The organism is Granulosicoccus sp. 3-233, assembly GCF_052681095.1.
Map to the genome: position 1 here is coordinate 130,730 of NZ_JBQYLE010000002.1, position 19,221 is coordinate 149,950.

At 54.0% G+C, this 19,221-nt stretch carries 18 protein-coding genes and 1 tRNA gene; 6 read left to right on the top strand and 13 right to left on the bottom strand.

What is annotated here, in order from left to right; all coding sequences use genetic code 11:
• Window positions 1-70: 70 nt before the first annotated feature.
• Window positions 71-673 carry an aminoacyl-tRNA hydrolase gene (gene pth, locus ACUNV4_RS05590; protein ID WP_430877519.1) on the top strand — a complete coding sequence of 201 codons (603 nt, stop codon included), beginning with the start codon at window positions 71-73 and terminating at the stop codon, window positions 671-673.
• Window positions 674-692: 19 nt separating this feature from the next.
• Entirely contained in the window at window positions 693-1,784 is a 1,092-nt protein-coding gene (gene ychF, locus ACUNV4_RS05595) for a redox-regulated ATPase YchF (RefSeq protein ID WP_430877520.1), read from the top strand.
• On the opposite strand, the gene ACUNV4_RS05600 is transcribed toward ychF, so the two are convergent.
• A complete protein-coding gene (locus tag ACUNV4_RS05600; RefSeq protein ID WP_430877521.1) occupies window positions 1,785-4,304 on the bottom strand; it encodes a molybdopterin oxidoreductase family protein in 2,520 nt (839 codons plus the stop codon).
• A gap of 345 nt (window positions 4,305-4,649) precedes the next feature.
• Here ACUNV4_RS05600 and ACUNV4_RS05605 point away from each other — a divergent pair, with 345 nt between their 5' ends.
• The 4 genes from ACUNV4_RS05605 (at window position 4,650) to ACUNV4_RS05620 (ending at window position 7,872) form a co-directional block, all read left to right on the top strand.
• Window positions 4,650-5,573, top strand: a complete 924-nt coding sequence (locus ACUNV4_RS05605; RefSeq protein WP_430877522.1) for a LysR family transcriptional regulator — start codon at window positions 4,650-4,652, stop codon at window positions 5,571-5,573.
• 110 nt (window positions 5,574-5,683) lie between these two features.
• Entirely contained in the window at window positions 5,684-6,238 is a 555-nt protein-coding gene (locus ACUNV4_RS05610; RefSeq protein ID WP_430877523.1) for a hypothetical protein, read from the top strand.
• 181 nt (window positions 6,239-6,419) lie between these two features.
• Entirely contained in the window at window positions 6,420-7,616 is a 1,197-nt protein-coding gene (locus tag ACUNV4_RS05615; RefSeq protein ID WP_430877524.1) for a multidrug effflux MFS transporter, read from the top strand.
• A 179-nt stretch (window positions 7,617-7,795) separates the two neighbouring features.
• A tRNA-Met gene (locus ACUNV4_RS05620) sits at window positions 7,796-7,872 on the top strand.
• Window positions 7,873-8,578: 706 nt separating this feature from the next.
• Here ACUNV4_RS05620 and ACUNV4_RS05625 read toward each other — a convergent pair.
• The 12 genes from ACUNV4_RS05625 to ACUNV4_RS05680 form a co-directional block, all read right to left on the bottom strand.
• Window positions 8,579-9,847, bottom strand: a complete 1,269-nt coding sequence (locus tag ACUNV4_RS05625; RefSeq protein WP_430877525.1) for a TRAP transporter large permease — start codon at window positions 9,845-9,847, stop codon at window positions 8,579-8,581.
• Window positions 9,848-9,861: 14 nt separating this feature from the next.
• Entirely contained in the window at window positions 9,862-10,362 is a 501-nt protein-coding gene (locus tag ACUNV4_RS05630) for a TRAP transporter small permease (protein WP_430877526.1), read from the bottom strand.
• Window positions 10,363-10,459: 97 nt separating this feature from the next.
• Window positions 10,460-11,545 (bottom strand): TRAP transporter substrate-binding protein, encoded by a 1,086-nt coding sequence (locus ACUNV4_RS05635; RefSeq protein WP_430877527.1) that lies wholly within the window; start codon window positions 11,543-11,545, stop codon window positions 10,460-10,462.
• Window positions 11,502-12,029 (bottom strand): type II 3-dehydroquinate dehydratase, encoded by a 528-nt coding sequence (locus ACUNV4_RS05640; RefSeq protein ID WP_430877528.1) that lies wholly within the window; start codon window positions 12,027-12,029, stop codon window positions 11,502-11,504. Before ACUNV4_RS05640 ends, ACUNV4_RS05635 begins: the two co-directional genes overlap by 44 nt.
• Window positions 12,030-12,043: 14 nt before the next feature.
• Window positions 12,044-12,814 (bottom strand): SDR family NAD(P)-dependent oxidoreductase, encoded by a 771-nt coding sequence (locus tag ACUNV4_RS05645; RefSeq protein ID WP_430877529.1) that lies wholly within the window; start codon window positions 12,812-12,814, stop codon window positions 12,044-12,046.
• The gene (locus ACUNV4_RS05650; RefSeq protein WP_430877530.1) at window positions 12,811-13,608 is read right to left on the bottom strand and encodes an SDR family NAD(P)-dependent oxidoreductase; all 798 of its coding nucleotides are present in this window, start codon (window positions 13,606-13,608) and stop codon (window positions 12,811-12,813) included. The genes ACUNV4_RS05645 and ACUNV4_RS05650 overlap by 4 nt, the downstream gene beginning before the upstream one ends.
• A complete protein-coding gene (locus ACUNV4_RS05655; RefSeq protein WP_430877531.1) occupies window positions 13,572-14,402 on the bottom strand; it encodes an alpha/beta fold hydrolase in 831 nt (276 codons plus the stop codon). The genes ACUNV4_RS05650 and ACUNV4_RS05655 overlap by 37 nt, the downstream gene beginning before the upstream one ends.
• On the bottom strand, window positions 14,399-15,628 hold the full coding sequence (locus tag ACUNV4_RS05660; protein ID WP_430877532.1) for a CaiB/BaiF CoA transferase family protein: 1,230 nt from the start codon (window positions 15,626-15,628) through the stop codon (window positions 14,399-14,401). Before ACUNV4_RS05660 ends, ACUNV4_RS05655 begins: the two co-directional genes overlap by 4 nt.
• Window positions 15,625-16,425: an IclR family transcriptional regulator gene (locus ACUNV4_RS05665; RefSeq protein WP_430877533.1), complete on the bottom strand. Its 801-nt coding sequence runs from the start codon at window positions 16,423-16,425 to the stop codon at window positions 15,625-15,627. Before ACUNV4_RS05665 ends, ACUNV4_RS05660 begins: the two co-directional genes overlap by 4 nt.
• Window positions 16,422-17,567 carry a thiolase family protein gene (locus ACUNV4_RS05670; protein WP_430877534.1) on the bottom strand — a complete coding sequence of 382 codons (1,146 nt, stop codon included), beginning with the start codon at window positions 17,565-17,567 and terminating at the stop codon, window positions 16,422-16,424. Before ACUNV4_RS05670 ends, ACUNV4_RS05665 begins: the two co-directional genes overlap by 4 nt.
• Window positions 17,564-18,010: a Zn-ribbon domain-containing OB-fold protein gene (locus tag ACUNV4_RS05675; protein WP_430877535.1), complete on the bottom strand. Its 447-nt coding sequence runs from the start codon at window positions 18,008-18,010 to the stop codon at window positions 17,564-17,566. Before ACUNV4_RS05675 ends, ACUNV4_RS05670 begins: the two co-directional genes overlap by 4 nt.
• Before the next feature lie 3 nt (window positions 18,011-18,013).
• On the bottom strand, window positions 18,014-18,859 hold the full coding sequence (locus ACUNV4_RS05680; RefSeq protein ID WP_430877536.1) for an alpha/beta fold hydrolase: 846 nt from the start codon (window positions 18,857-18,859) through the stop codon (window positions 18,014-18,016).
• Window positions 18,860-19,221 lie beyond the last annotated feature (362 nt).

Genomic DNA, 19,221 nt, shown 5'->3' on the forward strand with positions numbered 1-19,221 from the left:
CGATCGCTCCGGTTGTCGTACTCCAGTCTCGAGTACGGCACCGGAGCGATTGGCCGTTCAGAGACCGCTCATGCCAGGTGAACACGTCAAATTCGAACTGATTGCCGGTTTTGGCAATCCGGGTAGTGATTACGCTGCCACCCGGCACAACGCGGGTTTCTGGTTCGTCGACGAACTGGCCCGGCAGTACGGGGGCACGTTCAATACCGACAAGCGCTTCTTCGCGGCTGTGGCGGATATTCGTGTCGAGGGCCGCAAGATCTTTCTTGTCAAGCCCATGAATTACATGAACAACAGCGGGCAGGGTCTGGCGGCCGTCGCTCGCTTCTACAAGATCGACCCGAGCAGAATCCTGGTTGCTCATGATGAGCTGGATCTGCCGCCGGGCCATATTCGCCTGAAGAAGGCCGGTGGGCACGGTGGACACAATGGATTGAGGGATTCCCTGGCCAAGCTGGGCAGCGGCGACTTCTGGCGCCTGCGCATCGGCATCGGCCATCCGGGTCACAAGAGTGCCGTATCGGGTTACGTCCTGAAGCGAGCAACAGCGGAACAGCAGCAACTGATGGATGAGGCAATCGAACTTGCCCTGCGGGAATCTGCCACCATCATCGATGGCGATATCAATGTCGCCACCAAGGCTTTGCACAGCCACAAGCCTCCCACCACCTGACAAACCGGTAGCAACTGACATGGGTTTCAAATGCGCGATCGTGGGATTGCCCAACGTTGGCAAGTCCACGTTGTTCAATGCCCTGACCAAGGCTGAAATTGCGGCAGAGAATTATCCCTTCTGCACCATCGAACCGAACGTGGGTATCGTTCCGGTTCCCGATCTGCGACTGGATGCCCTGGCCGATATCGTGAAGCCGCAGCGGATTCTGCCGACCACCATGGAGTTCGTGGACATTGCCGGTCTGGTCGCAGGTGCGTCCAAGGGCGAGGGGCTGGGCAACCAGTTTCTGGCCAATATTCGTGAAACCGATGCCATTGCGCATGTGGTGCGTTGCTTTCAGGACGATGATGTCATCCATGTCGCCGGCAAGGTAGACCCGCTGGACGATATCGAGACCATCAATACCGAGCTGTTGCTGGCGGATATGGAGGCCATTGACAAGGCATTGTTGAAGATAAAAAAGACAGCCAAATCGGCCAACAAGGAGGCCATTGCCGAACAGGCATTTCTGCAGAAGGTCGCCGATGCGCTGGCCAACGGTACGGCGGTACGTACGCTTGAGTTGAATGATACCGAGCGCAAATGGCTGCGGCACTACCATCTGCTGACGGTCAAACCCACCATGTATATCGCCAATGTCGACGAAGGCGGTTTCGAAAACAATCCCATGCTGGACGCCTTGCGTGAGTATGCTGCGGCAGAAGGTGCTGATGTGGTGCCGGTGTGTGCCGCCATCGAAGCCGAGATCGTGCAGCTGGATGATGCCGACAAGCAGGATTTTCTCGCCGAGATGAATCTGGATGAGCCGGGTCTGAATCGGGTCATTCGTGCCGGCTACGAACTATTGGGGCTGCAGACTTTCTTCACCGCCGGGGAGAAGGAAGTACGGGCCTGGACTGTGCGTGCCGGTGCCACGGCTCCCAACGGTGCAGGACGCATCCATACCGATTTCGAGAAAGGCTTCATCCGCGCCGAAGTGGTTGGCTACGAGGATTTCGTGCAGTTCAGGGGCGAAGCCGGTGCGAAGGATGCGGGTAAATGGCGACTCGAAGGCAAGGAATACATCATGCGTGAAGGGGATGTGGTGCATTTCCGCTTCAACGTCTGATCAACTGCAGGCATCAGTACCCGTATCGGATTGATCCATACCGGGTCTGCCAGCCAGCAGTCGCCAACGGGTGGATCGCTCGTTCCAAAGCGCCTCGAACTGGGCGGCTGACCAGGAACGCGACACTGGTACCGGCGATTCGCTGGTAAACAGCAGGAATTGCAGGCGATCCTGTTCGAAAACGGCCATCCGGCGCATGCCGATGGCATGATCCAGGCAGGACAGGGGTTCAATGCAGCAAGGTTGCATTGACTTCGTCAGACGCATCGCCAGATTGGTATCCAGCTCCCGGCTATCCTGCAGGCTGGCAAATTCGATCTGCCAACCGCCGGTAACCGGTGTCATTGCCCAGTATTCGATATCAGCGAACAGACTGGTATCAGGCTTGTGGCGCAGCATGGCGTAACCGTGGCTGGCTGCATCGAGGCGTTGCAGGGACACGGCCTGGCTCTTGTAGGCTGGTTGACAGGAAGAGGGGTCGACGCTGCTGCCGATCAGGCTGTTGATTCTGGCCTGAGAGGCAAATTCATCGGTCCAGTGCATGGAGGAGAAAACCTGTCCCGGTCTCTGTTGCTCACTGAGCAATGCGCGCAGTAGAACGGCCCCATGCGGCGATCTCATCGTTACGATGTCGGCATCCCTGATGCCGTGACTCATTGCGTCATGCGGATGCATCGCCAAGAAGGGTTCTGCGGGGTATCCGCTCAGCCTGGCGCTGTAGCCGGTTCGGGTCATGGTCTGCCATTGATCCCGGGTTCTGCCGCTGTTGAGTCTCAGGGGGTAGTGCTTCGTCAAGTCACGATTGCCCGGCCGCGCTGCGTTGACGGGAATCATGCGCGCCTTCCGGTCCGGGGTGAAATAGTGGCCATTGGCGAAGAAGCGCACAGCTTGTTCTGGGGCGGGGCCATCACGCCATGGCCAGTAGAAAGGAGCCAGGTTCTGGTAGTCCTCGTCACTCAGGCTGGCGCAGGCGCTGATATCGAAGCTGCGGCTGGTGCCGTGACAGCTGCCAGACAATCGCGCATGTTCCCGGAAGATGTCAGCTGCAGATGCGTAATTGAAACCGGATCGAAATCCCATACGACAGGCAACCTGGCTCACTGCCCACCAGTCGGCCCTGGCTTCGCCATGCGGTCTTCTGAGCGCTCTTTGTCGAGAGATGCAGCGTTCCGAGTTGGTCACGGTGCCATCCTTTTCACCCCAGGGCAGAGCTGGCAAGCGAACCGTTGCGCACGCCAGTGTGTCGGTGGATTCGGCTACTTCGGATACAATCACATGGGGACATGATTGCAATGCAGTCCTGATACTGTCGGCGTCCGGCAGGCTGTCAACCGGATTGGCGCCCAGGATCCAGACAGCCTTGATACGGCCATCCGTGATGGCCTTGAACAGGCCCAGGGCGCATGAGTCGGGATCGCTGGCAATTCGCGGAGAGTCCCAGAATCGCTGGGCCCTATCGCGATGCCGGGGATCGGAGAACTCCATGTGCGCTGCCAGCATTGTCGTCAGGCCGCCGACCTCGCGTTCGCCCATTGAATTCGCCTGACCACTGAGCGAAAAGGGGCCCATGCCCGGTTTGCCGATGCGTCCGGTGGCCAGGTGGCAATTGATGATGGCGCTGACCTTGTCGCTGCCGGATTCGGACTGGTTGACCCCCTGTGCGTAGAGGGTGACGGTTGCCGGTGTATTGGCAAAGCGCCTGTAGAAGGTTTCGAGTTGCTGTTGCCCGATGCCGAGTCGTTCAGCCAGTTGCTGCAGAGACATGTCAGCGATGGCCTGCAGGGTATCGCCAAGACCGCTGACATGATGTTCTATATATGCCTTGTCGAGCTTGTCATGATCGGCCAGGTAGGCGAGCAGGCCATTGAACAGCAGGCTGTCGCCATCAGATTGGATGCTCAGGTGCAAATCGGCCTGATCGGCGGTAGCAGTGCAGCGCGGGTCGATGACGACGAGAAACAGCTCGGGTCGACGTTGCTTTTCCGCCAGTATTCTCTGATGGATGACCGGGTGACACCGGGCGAGATTGCTTCCCACCATCACGACCAGATCGGCAGATTCCAGATCCTGGTAACAGCCAGGTACTACATCCGAACCCCAGGCGCGATGGTGAGCTACGATACTGGAGGCCATGCCCATGTGTGAACTGGCGTCGATATTGGCGGTGCCGAACCAGCCCTTCACCAGCTTGTTGATGACGTAGTAGTCTTCGGTCAGCAATTGACCGCTCACGTAGAAGGCAACGGAATCGTATCCGTGTTCGTCGATCGTTTCTTGCAGTACGCGTGATACGTGGTCGATGGCCTGATACCAGCTGACGCGTTGGCCTGCTATTTCGGGGTAGAGCAGTCGCCGGTCCTCGCTCAGGGTTTCTGCCAGAGCAATACCCTTGGAACACAGTCTCCCCCGGTTGGCAGGACGCGCTTTGTCGCCACTGACGGTATATCTGCCGTCGGCCGTTCGCTCGACTGTTACACCGCAACCTGTACCGCAGTAGGGGCAGCTTGTCCTGGTTTTCATGGGTCCGGCTCAGCGTCAAGGCGTGAGCGACCAGGCGCAGGCGATGTCACGGCGCTGTCCGTCAAGAACCGTCAGCCTCCCACTCTGCAGACAATGCAGGTGTGGTGCCGCACGGCAATGATGCATCACGGGGTGCAGCGCACCAGCGTGATGCGGGTTTGGCGAAAACAGCGTTGACAGGATGAATCGACATATGGCCTGGGCCCACTGCAGTTCTGGTGGGAACGATAGTATCGACTAGACTGGTGGCTGCCCTCTGTTCAATTTGCAGCAGGCATGTGCAACGAACGCATTGCCATACCAGTACACTAAGAACACAGGGCTGGCAGGGCAGAGAGCTGACAGATGAGACATCTTCAACAATTACGTTACATCGATGCGGTGGCTCGAACGGGATCGATTCGACGAGCCGCCGAATCACTGGCAATCACATCGACGGCGCTGAATCGACGCATTCTGGCGGTGGAAGAGGACCTGGGGACTCCCATATTCGAACGCCTGCCCAATGGGGTGCGTTTGAGCGTGGCTGGTGAACTGTTCATCCAGTATGCCCGGCAGCAGATGTCGGATATGGAACGAGTTCAATCCCAGATTGCCGATCTGTCGGGTGAGCGGCGCGGCCATGTATCGATCGTATGCGGTCAGGCCCTGATGGCGCAGTTCCTGCCCGGGCTGGTATCACGCTATCGTGCTGATCATCCCGGTGTTTCCTTCACGGCATTCATTGGTGGACGACAACAGGCGGTCAGCGCCCTGGTGGATTTCTCGGCTGACCTTGCCTTCGTCTACGAGATGGAACCGTCAACCGCCGTGCAGGTCTTGTATGAGATACCTCAGAGGCTGCATGTGTTGATGGCCAGTGACCATCCTCTGGCCGGAATGTCTCAGCTGCGGTTGAGTGAATGCGCAGAATTTCCATTGGCCTTGCCCAGTCAGAGAGCAGGCATTCGTCACTGCCTGAATGTTGCCGCCGCTCAACGTTCACTGACGTTGCACGCAACCGTTGAGTCGGACAGCGCCGACTTTCTGCTCAAGTGCCTGCGAGTCGAGCCGATGCTTGCCTTTCAGATTCCGGTTGCCTTTGCATCGGATGGGCCGGGTGAGGGGATCTGCGCCGTTCCCGTTCACGCCAATGATCTGCCTCCCGGCATGTTGCAGCTGTCGCAACAACGCGGGCGGCATCTGTCAGTGGCCGCTGCTCGTTTTGCCAGCTTCATCATGGAAGGTCTGGCTCGACTGGAAGAGCAAGCACAAGACATGGTCCGCTGATTCGAGCGCTGGTCCTGCAACCAATCGTGTCGTCATCAGTCGTAGCAGCCAGCGGGCAGTGGCTTCTTTCTGGCAGTGGCCGTTTTCTTCATCAGAACCGGACCAATACCATGACAACCGATAGCGCTCCAGACTCTTGCCCTTCATTGAATAGCGGCATGGATGTGTCATCACGACAATTGCTTCTCATTTCATGCCTGCTGGGCGCTGTCGTCGGAGTGCTGTTCATCATCGTTCAGCCGCTGTTCGGCATGGATACCCTGACCAGTCGGCACGCCGCTGCCTACCAGCAACTGGGTGACTGGAGTGTCTTGCCTGCCGTGATCATTGCATGGGTTGCGCATCTGGCCGTGTCGGTATTCTACGGTCTGATAAGCGGAATCGTCATGATCAGGTATCGGCCATCGAGTGTCATTGTACTGTTCACGGTGATCTTCTCGTGGGTCACGACCCTGATTGCGCCACCTGCGAATGCCTTGATCGTGCAGCTGGTCTCCTTTCAGGAGATCAGGCCGCAAGCGCTGCCAGGCTTGAATTTTCTGCTGGATGCCAAATTCCTATTGCACCTGTTGTTCTTTGCCGCAATCAGTTCGGCATTGTTCGTGTACAGGCAGAGACAGCAGGCATCCGGTACTCCAGTTGTATTGAGTGACGTGGCACACTGAGTCAGTGGAGCCGGCAAGGTTGCGATAGGCTCGCCATGCCTGCTCTTCAGGTTAGAATGTCGGACCGGTAGCTTGTTCCAGCTGCCGATTCGCATCATGGTTGTCTCGTGATGCCAGATTCAGACGCGTTCATCGCCAGTCAAGCCCGCTGAGCGCACTCCGGTTCACTGACAGCAAAGCAATGATGACAAGATCCATGAGCCTCTGGCGCTCGGCGCTGGTGCTGGGCACCCTGTCCATGGTGGGGCCCTTCGCCATCGATATGTACCTGCCCGCCATGCCCGACATCGCACGGGATCTTGGCGTGGGGGAGACGGAGATACAGACCACCGTCACGGCGTATTTTCTGGCCTTCGGTATTGCACAGATGGTGTATGGACCCTGGGCCGATCAGTCCGGACGCAAGCTGCCGGTCATGGCGGGCCTGTGCATCTTTCTCATCGGATCCGCGGGGGCAGCGCTGGCAGACACAGCCAGCAGTCTGACGTTCTGGCGGTTTCTGCAGGGGCTTGGCGGTGCCGTTCTCATGGTGGTGCCCAGAGCGGTGGTGCGGGATTTGCACACGGGGGCGGAGGCAACGCGCCTGATGGCTCTGATCATGCTCGTCATCTCGGTATCACCCATGTTGGCACCGCTGGCAGGGAGTATCCTCATGGCATTTTCCGAATGGCGCGTGATCTTCGTCTTTCTGTTCGTGCTGGCGCTTTCGGGAATGGGGATGTGCGCCTTCATGCTACCCGAGACCTTGCCGCCTGCTCAGCGTACGCCCATCAATGTGAAGACTCTGATGAGCGGTTCACTGGTGCTACTTCGAGACAGTCGATTCATGGGGCTGACGCTTATCGGAGCCTTCAGCCTGGCCAGCTTCTTCGTGTTTCTCGCGTCCGCCGCCTTCGTCTACACGGGGCAGTTCGGACTCAGTCCGATGGGATTTTCCCTGGCCTTCGCCATCAATGCCGTGGGCTTCTTCAGCGCTTCGCAGCTGGCCGGACCACTGGCAGCCCGTATGGGTCTGTCTCCCGTCATCCGCCTGGGAACGGCCATCTTCGCCGGTTCATCGCTGATCCTGCTGGTGATCACGCTACTGACAGATGTCACGCTGCCTGTACTGGTCGGTTTCCTGTTCATTGGCAATGCCGGCCTGGGGCTGGTTGTGCCTACCACCATGGTCATGGCGCTGGAAGACCATGGCGACATTGCCGGACTGGCTTCATCGCTCGGTGGCACCATTCAGATGGTGATGGGCGGTCTGATGATTCTGGCCGGAGGTCCATTCTTTGATGGCACTGCCTTGCCCATGGTGGTGATCATTGCGCTGTGCAGCGTGCTGGCTTTCGGTCTGGCGATGTCCATGCACCGTGATCCTGTGATGGTGTGAGCCAGGTCAGGCGGGATGCGATTGCGTGTTCGAAGGTCAGACCTGTGAGCAGGTATGGTCGCCCTACTGTAGTCCCGAATGCGGGCTGCAGGGCAAGACTGTCGATACACCCTCATTTATTTTCATTTGGCCTTGACAGAGTGATCCAAAGTCATCAAAATAGTTGGCTGAAGTGCGGCGGCTACATAGCTCAGTTGGTTAGAGCACAACACTCATAATGTTGGGGTCCCTAGTTCGAATCTAGGTGTAGCCACCATATTTCTTCAGTCCGGTGCATTCCCGAAAAGTCGCTACAGGCGGCTTTTTTTGTGCCTGTGTGAAACGCAAGTGACTGAAATTCAGGAATATAGCCTCACTCTCGTTGTCTTCGGTCATCATGACGGTCAACATCAGTCAGGGCTGGACAGTTTCAGAGGGGGGTCGTCTGCGGGTAGGCGAGACTGGGCCTCCCCGACAGGCAGGTGAGTGATCGAAGAGATTGCCCATTCCACTGTCGGCGTAATTGCGAGCATTGAAGAGCCGACAATCCCCTGATTTTCTCTTGTTGCACTGAATGCACATCTTTCAGCGGCATCCTGTCTTGTATAGGAGCATTCTGGTTTTGAAGGGTCATTTACGTCATAACAGGGGCGCTGTCACAGAAGACCACCATAACTGGATTTCGCGCTCCTGTTTCAGCACAAGGTTCTCGGCTTGGTGCGTCACCGGCTGCCCCTGTCACTTTACTCAGCCAACTAGATCCAGCGTCTGACAGTTGATTCCGACAGGTGCGAATCCCGGCTGATCTCATTTCAAAAACAGGGCAGTCACGAATCAGGGGAGGAAACCTTCCCATGCTTCATGCTGCCGGAAATCAGGCAAATGCAAATTGATCGTTTCACAAATCATGAATTAGAGGTTGGCACCTTCCGGGCATGACGATGCATGCCATTCCCTTATTCCCGCAACCTCGGTTTCTTGCTTCAGCTCAGCCATAGAATGACAGGTGGAAACAGAGTCAGAACGGTAATAACGAACAGTGCCATGCCGAGAAACGGCAATACGCCTTTGAAGCCGTCTTCCAGTGAGGTCTTTGCCAGTATCGTGGCAATGTTCAAGCAAAGACCGGCAGGAGGAGTTATGAGGCCGATGCAAAGATTGATGACAACCAGAACCGAGAAATGAGTGGGATCAACACCCAATGCATTTGCAATCGGAAAGAACACGGGAATCAACATCACGATGGCCGCATTGGTTTCTATGAACATTCCTACGATCAGCAGCAGGACATTGATGAAGACAAGAAAGGCCAGGGGGTCGCTGATATTGGTCATGACGAATTCTGCAATGACAGCAGGGATTCCCACATAGGCCATCACCCAGCTGAAAGTCTTTGCCGCCGCGACGATGATCATGATGACAGCTGTTGTTCTCGCCGCAGAGCTCAAACTCTGTAAAAATACACGCAATGTGATCTTTCGATAGACGAATACACCAACGAGCAAAGCGTAGACGGCTGCGACTACTGCACATTCCGTGATATTGAAAATTCCCGAGCGAATTCCCAGCAGCACAAATACGGGAAGAGCGAGTGCGAAAACGGCACCCTTGAATGCTTTTAATATATCCCTGCCAGAAGACTTGCCATGCAGTGGATAGTTGTGTCGACGACTGATCCAGCTGCACATTCCCAGCATCGTTGTCATATAGAACAGGCCGGGAACGATCGCGGCCAGAAAAAGAGTGGTTACCGATTGACCGGTTAGTGTCGCAACGACAATAAAGGGGATTGAAGGTGGAATGATTGGTGCCATCACATTGGCAGCCGCCAGCACACCTGCAGAGAAGTTAGCGGGGTAGCCGGCCTTTATCATGGAGGGGATCATGATCCTGCCCAGAGCTGACGTATCAGCGACTGCTGATCCTGAGATACCGGCAAACATCGCCGACGATAGTACGGCACTCATTGCCAGGCCTCCTCGGAACCGCCCCATCAGTGAGTTGGCCAATTCCAGCAGTTTCTCCGTAATACCTCCTGTCGTCATGAGGCTGCCTGCCAATACGAAAAACGGTATGGCGAGAAGCGAGAAGCTATCCAAACCAGTGAATATGGTTTGTGGAATCACGAGAAGTGGTATGTCACCAATACTTAACAATGTGATGATGGAGCCGCAAATGATGGCGAATGCTATCGGAAGTCCGATCAACATCAAGCCGAAAGTTGTAATCAGAAGAATTGAAACTGTAATCACTGTAGTTATCCCGCTTATTCAAAACCGTCGGCGTCAGAAGTCCAATCGCTTGTACGGGAGGACTGCCTCACGAGGACAAGCATGACGATCATCAAGCCTGAGCCAATCCAGAGAGCTGCATAGACCCAGGACAAGGGAATATCCATGGCAGCTGACAACTGCACTGCGTTCATGCGGGCAAAGCCGAAGCCACTCCATGTCATGACGCTTAGCGTGAACAGCATGAAAAGGTCTCGTGTCATGAGCAATATCTGCCTTGTCGTGTCTGACACTCGGTCGAGTAGAACGGTGACAGTGATATGGCCTCCAGACTTGATGAGCACTGCAGACCCCAACATGGCTATCCAGATCATCATGATGCGAGCGACTTCCTCAGACCAGGAAGATGCATCATTAAGTACATATCGCGCGAACACCTGCCATACGGTGACTGAGCACATGACGAGAAGCATCAACCCAATCAACACATTTAGACATGCAGCAATTGCCGATGACAGTCTGTCAGCAATATTCATTGACAGTGATTCCTTGGTTCCGAGTATGGTTTTGATGGCTAGCTCCTGCTTGTGAATGTGAGAGAGACTGGCAGTAGAACTGCCAGTCTCGTTGAGGCTATTTCACAGACTGGATGCTACTGACCCAAGGTTGCAAGTCCGGGAATTCCTTGGCTGCATAGTCTGACAATGCTGATCTGAATTCCGTCAGATCAACGTCGACGAACTCCATGCCCTTGCTGATGAGATCTGCCTTGAGTTCTGCCTCAGTGTCGATCATTCTGGCGCTGGCAGCCTGCATGACTCTGGCGCCTTCTTCCGTCAGTATGGTTCTGGTTTCCTCTGGAAGCTTGTTGAAGTAGTTGGAGGAGAAGATGAGAGTCATGGCGCCAATGACGTGGCTGGTTTCCATGAGATAATCCTGAACTTCGTAAAGACTGGCATTTCTGACAACCTCCAACGGGTTTTCCTGCCCATCAATCAGCCCGTGTTGCAGAGAAGTGAATACTTCTGCGAATCCCATGGGTACCGGGCTTGCACCAAGGTTTTCCCAAGTCTGGCGATACATTTTCAGCGGAGGGACGCGCAACTTCAGACCCGCCAGTTCATCGAGCGTTGGCGTAGACCTGTTGGCAGACAGGTGTCGCGCACCTCGATAGGCAGCCCCGGTGATGTAAAAGCCACTTTGCTCTTCGATGGCTTCGAACAGGTCTTTGCCAACCGACCCGTAATAGACCTTGTTGAAGTGGTCGATATCACGAATGAGGTATGGAAAGGCCTCTATACCTGCAATCGAGCCATAGCGATCAAGAGCTCCAATACTCTGAAGAACGATATGGTTGGTGCCGATACGGAGGCCTTCGATTGATTGTGGCCAGTCGCCTGTTGTTCCGCTCGGAGATATCTTGATAGTGATGGCGCCAGCCGAGCGTTCTTCGACAGCTGCTTTGAATTCTTCCGCTACTTGTCCCCAGTGATCCTCTGTGTTGTAGATGTGCGCAAACTGCAACGTTATCGGTTCGATGGCAGTGACAGGTGAACCCCAGCCAGCAGCGACTATTGTTACGACACTCAGTATTTTTCTGAACATGATTGTTCCTCCAGTTATTGAATCGAGATGATCTGCACGTAATTCGGACACAGACCACCAGTGTGGTAGATCAGGATTTTCCCAGGAAGTCCGGGTCGTCCAGGGCGAATACAAGCCCTGTCAGGGCGGCTACATAGCTGTAGTGGCGCAGCCCCATAGCCACTCCAGTGGCTGTGTGCGTGAAGCTGGAGTTGATACTTCCACCGCCCAATCCTCGGGCACTGCCGGCGCTGGCTGCGATATTGGCGAAATGGACTTCGACTACTGGGCGTTCGGTATCTTCCAAGGCATGACGAACACCTTCACCAACGGTGGTCAATCCAGCCGGGTTAATCAGATAGCCGTCTACGCGTGACGCACTTTCATGGATGAATTCCAGAATCGCACCTTGGTAATTCGATGAAAAACTCTCTACTGTTACACCGAGTTCGATGCCGTAATCCTTGACGTACTGTTTCAGATTGTCCAGCGAAGCGATAGCTCCATATACTTTCCTGGAACGGTTACCGAGGCTCGACATGTTGGGACCGTCGATGACGGCTATGCGGTGGTTATGATTTCCACGGCGTGAAATAGTGTATTCAAAATCATTTGACATGTTGTTCTTCTCTCTCAGTTGTATCTCAGGCCTGCATCCAGGTTCAGCGTTTGACCTGTCATGTAGTCGCTTTGATCGGACGCGAGGAACATCACACTGCCGATCATGTCTTCGGAGGAGCCTTTTCTTTTCAGAGCCTGTCCGGCGATGATGTCGTTCCATTGTTCCGGGCGAATGGTCTCTCGAGGGATTTCGGTGACAATGCCATGTGGGCTGATGGCATTGACATTTATATTGTCTGGCCCGAGTTCAGTGGCCAATGCTCTGGTCAGGCCTATGACAGCTCCCTTGGAAGCAATGTAGTGTGCGTAGTTGGCGCGCCCGGTCACCACGACAGAAGAAGAGATATTGATGATTTTCCCTTTACCTTGTGTTCGCATTGTGTCTGCGACAGCCTGTGCGCAGAAGAAAACACCTCGTGCGTTTACATCCATGACCTGATCCCACTCTTCAGGTTCGATCTCCTCGAATGGCTTCATCTTCAATGTGGAAAAGATTGCTGCATTGTTTACGAGAACGTCGATTCTCCCGTAGCGAGTCAGTACCTCGCCAACCATTCGATTGACGGATGTTTTTTCGGAGACATCCGTTGCAATGGCCAGGCCCTGGTAACCCATATCGATTATCTCGGAGGCTACTCTGTTCGCCGCTTCCTGATTTCGGTCGGCAACGACAACCTTGCCTCCGGCCTTGGAAAAGGCAATGGCGTACTGGCGGCCAATTCCCTGAGCCGCACCAGTAATAATGATGACTTTGTCTTCGAAGTGCATGGATTTCTCTTTCATTTTTTTGTTGCTTCAAGTGGAATTGTAGGTCGAAGGCTTCCCATGCCTCCGTCCAGTATCAAGGTCGTACCGGTAACAGATCGATTGACAGGGTTTGCCAGGTACAGAACGGCACTGGCAACTTCATCAGGATGAATCATGCGACCAGTCGGTTGACGTACCTCGAACTCTCTTCTCTTTGCTATCGGATCGTCTGATCTATTGGCGAGTTCGGTCATGAAAGGAGTGTCCACCGTTGCAGGTGCGATACAGTTGACACGAATGTTCTCGTGCAGCATGTCAGTGGCCATGGAGAGCATCATGGCCTGCACTGCGGCTTTGCTCGCCGAATACAATGCCCGCTCGGGAATCCCGTTGGTAGCCGTGCATGAGGAGAGTGCAACTATCGACGCGGAATCGGACTTGCGTAGCCAGGGAAGGGCGGCTCGCAGAACGCGCATTTGGCCCAGAACATTTATGTCAAGCACGTTGTGCCAGTCATTTTCGCTGCCAGCCTCAATACCTCCGACAAAACTGATACCTGCATTGTTGACCAGAAGATCCAGTCGTCCTTGCCCCTGTGAGAATTTATCTACCGCAAGTGTGATGGACGCAGTTTCGCGAACATCTGCAATCAGTGGAATCGCCCCTTCTGGAATTCCATCTCGGTTCCGATCAAGCGCGCCGACTATATACCCGTTTTCCAGTAGAGATTCGGTAATGGATCGCCCTATTCCGGATGCAGCACCTGTTACAAGTGCAACTCTCATTGTAGTGTTCATGATTTCGATTTTCTCGATGTTGGCTCTGGACAACAGAAATCCCAGTGAGTGGTCAGATGCGAACTCAACTCATCTGTTGCCGTGAGCAAACCCATATGCCCGTGACCTTCCAGCACCAAGTGCCTTGATTTGATGCCGCGGTTCTGCAATGTCGTATGAATCTTTTCACCAACATCTGGCGGTGTGGACTGGTCATCGCCGAATGAAATGATCAAAGTATTGGGTAGCAAGCCATGAAGTCTGTTGTAACCGGGAAACTGACCGAGCGCGACCCAGCTCGCGTCATAGCTGGCAGGATTCATTCGAGACAAGCAGTCAGCGGCAAGTTGATATGCAGGCGAGTGGGTATCATTGCCGAACCACCTCGCCAGCGTTTCTCCGGAAGCAATTTGCATGCTGCCGACCAGCGAGGCTCGAGCGCGTTCTGAAAATTTCGGTGATCCTTCAAATGGGGTTGCCAATAGAGTCAGAGATGCAATATTGGGATAGTGTGTCGTGGCTGCCAGGCTGGCTGCAACGGCTCCACCAAGTGAGTGACCCATCAAATGCACCTCATGAGTATTCAACCTCTGCATTCCAGCACGAGCATCCGCAATGAAGTCGGAGAAATCCTCTGGGGGATATTCAGCAGCCTTTCCGTGTCCTCGCTGATCATGGCCGTGAATCTTCCAATCCGTCCCTACCGCATCGGCCAACCCTTTCCAGCAGTTACGGTCAAGACCCAGTGAATGCAGAGCGAAGACGTCCTTCGTCGCAACTTTGGAGATTGAACGATCCACCGTATCCTCGGTTCGAATTGTCTCGGAATAATGGCTATTGGTATTCATGTGCGCGCCGAAGGACTCAGGAACGCGCCATTTGCCGACATCTGTTGAATTTCACTTTCACTGATATTCAACCAATCCTTCATCACACTTGCAGCATCACCACCAAGCGCAGGGGGGTAGCTGGGCGTTTTGCAAGTTATTCCGGACATCTTGATGGGGTTGCCGACTACGTCGATTGCCGAGCCGTGTCGGCTCTTCATCGAGGTGATCATGCCACGATCGGAATGTTGAGCGTCTTTCAAGGCTTCGGGCACCGATTTTATCAGGGCAACAGGAACGTCTTCTTTCTCCAGTATGGAAATCCAGTCTTCAGCAGCTCGTTGGAGGAAGGCTGCTTCCAGGATTTCCCACAAGGCATCGCGATTCTCCAATCGGAGCTCGCCGGACGAAAAGCGCGGATCACTACAGAGCTCCGTTCGTTCTACCGCGCGACACAAGCCCTGCCACATTCGCTCGGTATTGGCTGTAATGACGACTTCTCGTCCATCACCGGCACTAAAGGAGCGGTAAGTCGGAATCGAGTCGTGCCTCGCTCCTTGATGTCCTGGTGTAACACCACCGATAAGTGCATAGGCGCTTTGATAGGACAACATGGCTAGTTGACAATCGAGCATGGAGACATCGATCATCCGGCCTCGTCCTGTTCTTTCTCTATCAGCAAGAGCGGCGTTTACCGCAATCGTTGCGTAAAGACCAGCTACTGTATCTCCCGCCGGAATGCCAAGTCGTACTGAGGGTCTATCGAGTTCGCCGGTCAGGCTCATGACGCCGGATTCCGCTTGCACAATCATGTCGTATGCCGGTCGGTCCCTGGCCGGTCCAGTCTGCCCGAAGCCGCTGATTGAGGCCCATATGAGTCGAGAGTCTTTTTTGCAAAAATCCAGAGGGTTCAGCTGCAAGCGAGCCAGTACACCAGGGCGGTAGTTGTCTATCACAACATCTGCTTGCGTGATGAGTCTGCTGACCAGATTGCGCCCGTCCGGTGACTTCAGATCCACTGAAACCGAACGCTTGTTCCGATTGTTCGCAAGAAAGTATGCGCTGTCCGACTCGACAAAGTGAGGTGGTATGTGGCGACTGGAGTCCCCAGTGGGGGGTTCGATCTTGACCACATCCGCACCCAGATCTGCCAGTACTTGTGTACAGAACGGACCTGACAGGAAAGTGGTCATGTCGAGAACCCTGTAACTCGACAGCGGATCTGAATCTGCTGGATGATCGTTCACGATTTTGCCCCTAATTCATGCGATAACAATTCAGCGCGTCTTGCCAGGTCTCTGCCTATTTCATCGAGATCCGCATCCGGCATTCGAGTTTCGGGCGAAGTCAGACATATGGATCCTATTACGCCAGAGCGATCGAAAACGGCAGCTGCGATACCGCGAGACCCGGGGAGTTTCTCTCCGTGACTGATGCAATAACCCTTGGTTTGCATGACACTCAGTTGTTGCATCAAGTCGTCATAGTCGGGCGGTGGAGAGGAATCGCCCGGCGAATTCCCCTCTCTGCTCAGGATGTCTGCAACCCTGTGTGGTGGCAGGTGTGCCAGCACAGCTTTTCCCGAGGAGCCCCAGACAAGTGAGAGCGGTCTGTGCATCTCAATCTGGTAAAGAAGTTTCTGATGACCATCGCAGCGAAGCGCAAAGCTCAGCTTGCCTTCAGAGGGAAGGTACTGTCCGAACAGAACTGTTTCGTCATAGGTCGCAACTGTATCCTGAAGGACTCGTCGTATGAATTCCATTTGACTAGAGTTCTCAATGACCCGCGCACTGACTCTGTAGAATTGAGGCCCCACCGCATAGCAGCGTGTGTCAATGACATCCACGGCGAAGCCTTCTTCCTTGAGCAGGCCAAGCAGCCTGTGTACAGTTGAAGGTGCCAGCTGCATCTTCTCGGACGCGTACTTGATAGTCACTGGTTTGTCGGCATCGGCAAGTATGGAAAGAAGTCTGAGGGCTCGACTTACAGTCCCGGTGCTTACCGGGTTTTCCGTCGAATCCTTGCCTCCGCTCGAGTTGCTCATGATGTAGTCTCGAAGATATGAACCGTACAGGCACCATGGTCCATGTTTGCAATACCACCTCCAGTCACATGAGTCATTGCTGTCCTTGCACCTTCAATTTGCCGTTTCCCCGCTCGTCCAGTCAATTGCCAGTAGGCTTCAACAACTTGAGCAACGCCCGATGCGCCAACGGGGTGGCCCTTTGCCAACAGTCCGCCACTGGGGTTGACCACGACCTTGCCGCCATAGGTGCTGTTTCCATCTCTGAGGAAGCCGGCGGCATCTCCTTCAGGACACAAGCCAAGAGCTTCGTAATAGATCAATTCCGCAATGGTGAAAGCGTCGTGAAGTTCCACCATATCGATATCATCAGGGCCCAGGCCGGCTTGTTCATAGGCATCCCTTGCAGATTGATAAGTGATCTCCGGATGCAACATATTGCGAAAACCTGAAGTTGCTTTTCCTGAATGGAGTACGGACGCAGAAACCCTGATGCCAGAAATCCCCATTTTTCTCATTTTTCTATCGGATACCATGATCAGTGCTGCCGCACCATCTCCCGTCGGACAACACTGCAGGAGTGTCAGAGGGTCAGAGATGGAGCGTGAGGCCAATACCTCTTCGACAGTAACAGGCTTGCGAAACTGTGCGAATGGGTTCTGTACTCCGTGATTGCGAGCTTTGACGCTGACTGCGGCCAGCAGATCGGCAGTTTCGCTTCGCTCATAGAGAAATCTCTTTGCTCGCATTGCATATAATGCGGGCATTACCATGCCGGCTTGGACCTCTGGATCTTCCACGACCAGGGGCAGGGTCCCACCGCCAAACTGAGTAAGTTTGTCCACACCGATCACAAGAACGACGTCGGATTTTCCGCTGGCTATGTCGGAGACCGCAATGTTCATGGCGGTAGCTCCGCTAGAACATGCGTTATCAACGTTGATCATCGGGATAGATCCGATTCCGATTTCCTTGGCGATCCGCTGGGCCGTGAGCATTCCTCCAAAGGCGTGTCCGCAGATTACGCTGTCGATTTCATCAAGTTCAATGCCGGACACCTTGATCGCGTTCATGGCCGCTGGGGCTCCAAGGCCGGTGTAACTTGACGTCTTGTGTTTGCCCATCGGAATCATGGAAGCACCAATGACCACTGTGTTATTCATTGTTTGCTCCCTTGGTGGGATATAGGACTTACAAACCACCCTTGATCATCGGACTTCAACTCAACGGGGATATTACAAGTCAGATCCTGATCGTTTACATTTCTGATGTGCGCAAGAACTCGCAGACCATTCCTGAAATCCACATAGCCAATCGTGTAAGGCGTCGGACGAGATGAGGAAACATGAATTTTCGAGTAGGAATACAGTATTCCCTCCGGACCGAACGTCATCGGCTTCATATCACGTGCACCTGATACAGGGCAGAACTCACGTGCTGGAAATGCCATGCTGCCAGATGACTCAGATTGGCAACCTACAAGCAGGACGTTGCCAGCCTCTTCTATGTAATCTTGGCGAGATTCAACAATCAGGTCCGGAAGCGGCGAGGTGCTTGCGTCGCAGGTTTCTCCGAGTATGACGGCTTCACTATCGTGGGCACGCATGGATTAATTCCTTTTCGTAGTTGTGGGTTGTGTCGAATCGACAGAGTTCAAGAATCGGCCTATTTCGCTACCAAACAACTCGGGCGCCTCGACCGCGGGTGTGTGACCTGATGTTTCGAACACCAGTGTTTGTGCTTGAGTTAACTGGTTCGCGATGCGCGTCATATCTTCAACCGACTTCGCTCTGTCTTCCCGTCCGGCAATGAGCAAGGCTGGGCTTGTATAGGTCGCAAGAACATCTTCATAACCAGGGTGGGCGAACACACAATCAACGACGACGGACATGTTTCTACTGATGTTCGCAAACTTGTTAACCCAGTGATTGATGATTGATGTCGGGTTTCGCAACGAGCTTTGGCCCATCATCAATCGGGAAATTCTTTCTTTGCTGTCATTCTGTGGGCCGTCCGAAAGGTACTGGCTCAGTTGGGCAAAGCGCTCCGGATTTTTCTCGACTTCAGCTGTGCAACAAGACAAGGTCAGCGAAGCAATTTGTTGATTGTGTCGTCGTATCATTTCCATTGCGACGTATGCACCCATTGAGCTGCCGACCAGATGGAATTTGTCCAATTCCAGCTGGTCAACCAGATAGGCGATATCAAGAGCAAGTCTCTCGATAGTCGGGGTCACGTTACCGGTGTCAACGTTGCATTGACCGCGAAAGGTTGGCGCATAGCAGTCGCGTTGCTTGCTCAGGAAACGGACACAGTTCTCGAACATTGTTCCGTCAAAGAAAAGAGAGTGCAGAAGGACGACAGGAGGCTTCACTGCAGATTCGGTTGCAGGCCAGTGGTACAGGGGAAGAGCCTGTGTTCCGTCTGCAGCATAATTTTTCAAAATCGCCGTCATTTTGTTTTAAATACCTTTCTATAAATTCCGCTGAGTGGAATCATGTTCTGCTGAGTAGAAATTATTCCGTAATTGATGGAGTGGAGTCAATAGATTTGGTCTGATTAGTCAAACAATTCCGCTAAGTGGAATTTGTGATGTTCGTCAGAGCGGGTGGAAACATGAACTGCAGATTCACACTCCGGCAGTATTCTTCTGCTTTGTCAGACAGACTTTCCAGGTGGTTAGATCTGTTGTCTGTCTAACCTGGTATCCCGATGACTAATGAGTCGTTGTTATCACCTATGTCATCTTGTTCTGGAGAGATGAAAGCCCTCATTTTCAACTAGAGCCTGTCTTGCGTTAATTGTTTGATAGAGACG